Genomic DNA, 5,264 nt, shown 5'->3' with positions numbered 1-5,264 from the left:
TGGCTAATAACATCATGTCGATCAGCCAATAACATCATGCCGATCACCATTTTTCTACCCGCAGGAACTGCGTCTTTCTTTTACTCTGCCTGATCGGCATCGGTCAAGTTGATGCCCTGTTTTCGCATCGACTCACCTGTCAAACCTACTCGTACCGCTCTGTGGATCAGCCGGTCCAGGATCGCTTCTGCGAATGTGGCCTCTCCGATCATCCCATACCATTTCTCTACCGGCAGTTGGCTCGCAACCACTGTCGAGACCCTCCCGTAACGGGTATCGATGATCTCCAGCAAATTACTGCGCTCGGCCGCATCCAGCATCTCCATGCCCCAGTCATCCAGGATCAGCAAGCCCACATTATTCACCTGCTCCAGCAGCTTCGGATAACTGCCATCCGCCTGCGCCAGTCTCATCTCTTCCAGCAGGGTTTTCAGCCGGTAGTAGCGCACCGCTACGCCTTGCCGGATAAAATAGCGGCCCAACGCACAGGCCAGGTAACTCTTCCCACAGCCTGCCGCCCCCGTCAGCAGCAGGTTTTGCTGATGAGCCAGCCACTGCCCTTCCAGTAGCTGGCGGATCTGCGCTTTGCTTATTCCCCGGCTGGCACGGTAGTCCAGCTGCTCAATTTGACCGGACAATCGAAACCGCGCTTGCTTCTCCAACCGGTTAACTTTGCGCTGCTCCCGTTGCACCAGCTCATGACTCAGCAGCAGTTGCAGCCGCTCTTCAAAGCTCATGTCCTGATACAACGCGCTCTGTGTCTGTTGCTGACTCAGCGCCTGTTTCACACCGCCCAGACGCAGGGTGCTCAGTTGTTCATCGAGATGTAATTGCATGCTCTTTTCCTTGTTGAGTGATGGATTAGTGGAAGTAGTGTTCGCCGTGGACATTGTCATGATGGATGTCTTGCAACGGATCCTGGCGTGAGGTGGCAACTGGTTGTTGTTCCAGCCCGTGTTTGAGCATGTTGCGGATGTGGTGCAGCCGGTTGGCGCCGGTCAGATAGCCACGTAGACAGGCGGCCTCCAGCCGCGCCTTGCCATACTTTTTGCTCTGTCCCAGCAGGGCCTGACAAGGTCGCACGGCTTGGGCCGGATGCGCTGCCTGGCGGATAAAACTATCCACCCAATGCGTGGTATAGGGCCCGATGGACGCGGCCCAGCTCAGTAGGCGTTCAGGTGAGCACTCCAGCAGTGCCTGGTGATGCGCTGGCATATGGGCGGGCAGACTGCTGTGCTGGCCTTTGCGATGACTGCGTGGGTGCTGAGCGACGACCTTACCCGCGTGATACAGGGTGACCGTACGCTCCGCCAGATGGGCTTCCAGCCGCTTGCCCTGCAAGGCATAAGGGACCGAGTAATAGTGCTTCTCCAGGTCGACGTGGTAATCCTTGCCGACCAGCACCGACACCACTTTGGTGTACTGGTAGGGGTACGCTGGCAAGGGCTTGAGTGCTGGCGCATCGAGCTCGGCAAACATGGATGCGCGGCAACCGGGCAGCTTCTGGAAGGGTTTCTCATTGAGCCGGGTCAGTAACCCGGATATCCGTTGGTTAAGCTGAGCCAGGCTATGGAAGGTCTCATGGCGCAGTACCGCCAGGATCCAGCGGGTGACGATCTGTACCCCCACCTCGGCCTTGGATTTATCTTTCGGCTTGCGCGGCCTGGCGGGCATGATCGCTGTGCCGAAGTGAGCGGCCAGCATCTGGTAGGTGGGATTGAGATCCGGGTCAGTATTGCGTGCCACGCTGACCGCACTCTTCAAGCAATCAGGCACCACCAGTTGCGGGACGCCGCCGAAAAACTCAAAGGCCCGCTTGTGGCTCATCACCCAATCCTCAAGCTGTTGGGAGCGGGTGGCTTCAGCAAAGGTGTAGTTGGAGGCCCCGAGCACCGCGACGAAGACCTGGGCCCGATAGAGGATCTCACCGGTATGAGGATCCACGATGGGCATGGTCTGGCCACAGTAATCGACAAAGAGTTTTTCGCCCGCGATATGGGTCTGGCGCATCGACGGTTGCAGCACCGATGCCCACTCCTTATAGAGCCGACAGAAATGGTTGTAGCTGTAGTGGGCACCGTTATTGCGCTCGGCATACTCCTGCCACAGTAGCTCCAGCGTTACCCCTTTTTGACCGGGCTGTTTGAGCTCCTGATGGAGCACGGCCCAGTCAGGGAGCGGTTTGTGGCGGGTTTTGGACACCGCGCGGGTGCTGAGGAAGGCACGCTCCAGGGTGACATCATCCCAGCGCTCACAGAGCGGCCAGGTAGTGATATCCAACTGAGCAGCGCGATTGAGGTAATAGGAGACGGTGCTGGATGAGATATGCAGGCTGAGGGCGATCTGACGATGCGCCAGTTGAGCCTGATATTTGAGACGAAGGATTTCTTTGAGTTTTCTCACGGTGATAGGCCTCGCAGACATGCACTTTCCTCTTTTGGGTCCAGTTGGAAAGTGCGGGTTTAACGAAGCGGGGAGAAGAAGTCATCAATAACATTCATGCCGATCATGGTTTCCCATAGAGGAAAAAAGTGATCGGCCTGGGATGTTATTGGGCGATCGGCATGGATGTTATTGAGTGATCGGCATGAATGTTATTGAGCGATCGCCATGCGTGGGAATACGCAAGATTGACCGCCTCCGCACTGACCGCCATTAACTCACTGATGCGCAGACCCGTAGAGATACCGAGTTGGATGAGTGACACCTCCAGCAAATGGGTGCTTTTCAGGGCAAGAAATGCCTTAATTTCGTATTGATAAAATGGATCGGGTTCGTCCACCTCAAATTTGCATTTTTTAATGCCATCCATTGGACTGGTATGAATAACACCATCGCTGACAGCTCGGGCAAACACTTGCCTCAATATATCCAAATATTGGTTAATGGTATTTCCTTTATATTTTTTGTTGCAAAATTTCACTACGAGCAGTTCAATGTCACTCGCACGATATGACGTCAGCGGTTTATCACCAATCCATTTTATCAACTGTTCTGCTTTACGCTTCGAAATGTCATAGGTTGTCTGCGCATACTGGTATTTTTTGATTTCCAGGTGCTGACGAATGGCTGACGCCAGTGAATGCTCATCAACAATGACTGAACGCACAGTGTTGTGTTTAGTTTTTTGTTTTTGAACGGTCCTTTTATTGGTTTGTTTGTTCATAATTACCCTCATTACAGTTATAAATACTCCTTCAATTACAACAACAGCAATAGCAATAGCAAAACGTGATGCTCACGCATCGATACCGAGAGGGTAATAGTGCACCTAAAAACAGCGATATAAATTACTCTGTGACGCTATAAACAGATAAGTTTCACCTCAAAATCCTGTTAATTTGTCAAATGCCAAGTATACATTAGCGATAGCTGATGTCATTTAATCGATATAATCAAATGTTCCCGTCAGATTTTTACTCAACATTGCATCAAGCAAATACCATGTGTTATTCACTTCACCCGAATTTGGGTAATAACAACCCGTTCAGCGTATCGAAGATAGCTGTGATATTGGCGGTATTTTTTAAATCTGAAGGGGTGATAACCCTTGTTTGAACGAGATAAACGTGTCGGTGTGTTCTACGCCATATTCATTTCGTTTCGATCCTTCGTGTTTACTGTCGTTGTTATGTCCTTGTTAGCAGCTTTATCAGCATACTACAACGATTGAGGACCACTCGTCAATGAAAATAACCCACAAAGAAAAAGAAATGTCAACATATTTTTATTAGGTTTTTTAAATATTTTCCAATGTGCTTAAAATCATTATAAATCATGAAGATAGGGCCATACCCGCCCCATTAAACCGCCGAGAAATGCTCTCATATTGGTTTTTTCATGGGGGGAGACAGCCCTGTTACCCAAAAAATATGCGTCATCTTTACGGTGATTTTCCCCCTGACAGCAGGTGGTGGGGTATCAGGTCGGTAGGAAGGGATTGGATTTTCTCATTCAGCAGCCTAATGTTCACACGTTTGCCATAGCGGCCAAACGTCAGGCCGTTTTTACTGTGTCCCGCAAGTTCGGCTACAACATGCTCAGCGACATCCGCCTGCTGTAACTCATCGATGAAGGTATGCCGCAGCCCGTAAAGCGTGGGACGGCCCTGACCTACGATGCCAGCCTCATTGAGGTGGCGTTGGAAGCGACAGGTGATGTTATGCGCCCAGTCGTCGTCTTTGCCTGATGGTTGGTCATCGAACAAAAATACCTTCCCTTGACTGCGACGACTCTCCACATAGTCCAGGAATTGATGTCCAATCAACGCACTATGCAACGGCACGGTACGGTACGCATTGGCAGTTTTGAGCTGTTGATCCGCCTCTCCCGCATCGACCATCAGACACCAAATCCCCTCAACCTGTTTGATGTTCTGAGTTTTGAGCTGGCAAGCCTCGGAGGGTCGCAGCCCGGCATACAGGCACAGCAGGGGCACCCACCAGTCTTGAACTCTCAATTTTTTGCCTTTCTGGGATTGTTTGCTGCGCAGGCTGGCAAACAGCTGAGCCAGTTGAGGGCGATGCCAGCGCACTCGCTCCTCATCCGCCCGTTTGTGCGGCTTCTTGCCTGCCGTCAACCCATCAAAAGGGTTACGGCTGCAATAGTCCAGCGCCACGCACCAACGGAAGAACTGTTTCAGGGCGGCGAGGTAATCTCCTTTGGTTTTGAAACTGAGGTTGGTCTTGCGCAGCAAGCTGTTGCGGTACTCCTGCGCCAGAGCGGGCGTCACCTCATCGACTTTAACCCCTTTGGCCCAGGTGACGAAGGCGTTGATCCGAAGTTGGAGCTGGCCCACCGACCTATGCTGGATCCCCTCACTGGTTTTAGTCTCGATGAATCTCGCCAATGCGTGGGTGAGCATGATCCCACTGCTGGGGCAAGCTGGGGCATCAACAGAAGGTTCACGAGGTGTGGAAGGTGTTTGAGGAGGGATGAACCCCGCTGCTTTGAACGCGTCTAGATCGGCGCGGATCCAGCGATAGAAACTGCGGGGGGCAGTATCGGCAGGAGTAGCCGCGATAAGTGCGCGAGTACGAGCTGCCACTGCCAGGTTGCGGTCTACGGCGAGCTGACGATCTTTGGTGCAAAGGGAAGTACGGATAGCGAAGGGCAAGCCACGGTCACGTAATGACTTAGGCAGCGGGAGACGAGTGTAGTAGGTGCCGGAGGCATTTTTACTCAGATACATGATTGTTCCACCCAGTTGATCCAGGAAAAAAATCACGTAAGTCTAGAAATGAAAAAACCCGTTGAAATTCAAC

General features: G+C 52.1%; 4 protein-coding genes. All 4 read right to left on the bottom strand.

Going from position 1 to position 5,264, the window contains the following annotated elements; genetic code table 11:
- Positions 1-80: 80 nt before the first annotated feature.
- Complete coding sequence (gene istB, locus AB5Y64_RS16740; RefSeq protein WP_024945936.1) at positions 81-836, bottom strand: IS21-like element helper ATPase IstB; 756 nt, start codon at positions 834-836, stop codon at positions 81-83.
- 25 nt (positions 837-861) lie between these two features.
- Positions 862-2,424, bottom strand: a complete 1,563-nt coding sequence (gene istA, locus AB5Y64_RS16735; RefSeq protein WP_024945937.1) for an IS21 family transposase — start codon at positions 2,422-2,424, stop codon at positions 862-864.
- Between the two features lie 124 nt (positions 2,425-2,548).
- The gene (locus tag AB5Y64_RS16730) at positions 2,549-3,166 is read right to left on the bottom strand and encodes a tyrosine-type recombinase/integrase (protein ID WP_368204285.1); all 618 of its coding nucleotides are present in this window, start codon (positions 3,164-3,166) and stop codon (positions 2,549-2,551) included.
- Between the two features lie 717 nt (positions 3,167-3,883).
- Positions 3,884-5,191: a tyrosine-type recombinase/integrase gene (locus tag AB5Y64_RS16725; protein ID WP_368204284.1), complete on the bottom strand. Its 1,308-nt coding sequence runs from the start codon at positions 5,189-5,191 to the stop codon at positions 3,884-3,886.
- Positions 5,192-5,264: the final 73 nt, after the last annotated feature.

This window comes from Aeromonas sp. R5-1 (assembly GCF_040908265.1).
Taxonomy (GTDB): Bacteria; Pseudomonadota; Gammaproteobacteria; order Enterobacterales; family Aeromonadaceae; genus Aeromonas; species Aeromonas caviae.
Note: the sequence above shows the minus strand (reverse complement) of the source record. Positions and strands in the feature narration are given on the sequence as shown.

Bases quoted from the DNA above. Each gene is read 5' to 3' on its own strand.
- AB5Y64_RS16730 (WP_368204285.1), bottom strand. From the start codon at position 3,166: ATGAACAAACAAACCAATAAAAGGACCGTTCAAAAACAAAAAACTAAA.
- AB5Y64_RS16725 (WP_368204284.1), bottom strand. From the start codon at position 5,191: ATGTATCTGAGTAAAAATGCCTCCGGCACCTACTACACTCGTCTCCCG.
- istA (WP_024945937.1), bottom strand. From the start codon at position 2,424: ATGTCTGCGAGGCCTATCACCGTGAGAAAACTCAAAGAAATCCTTCGT.
- istB (WP_024945936.1), bottom strand. From the start codon at position 836: ATGCAATTACATCTCGATGAACAACTGAGCACCCTGCGTCTGGGCGGT.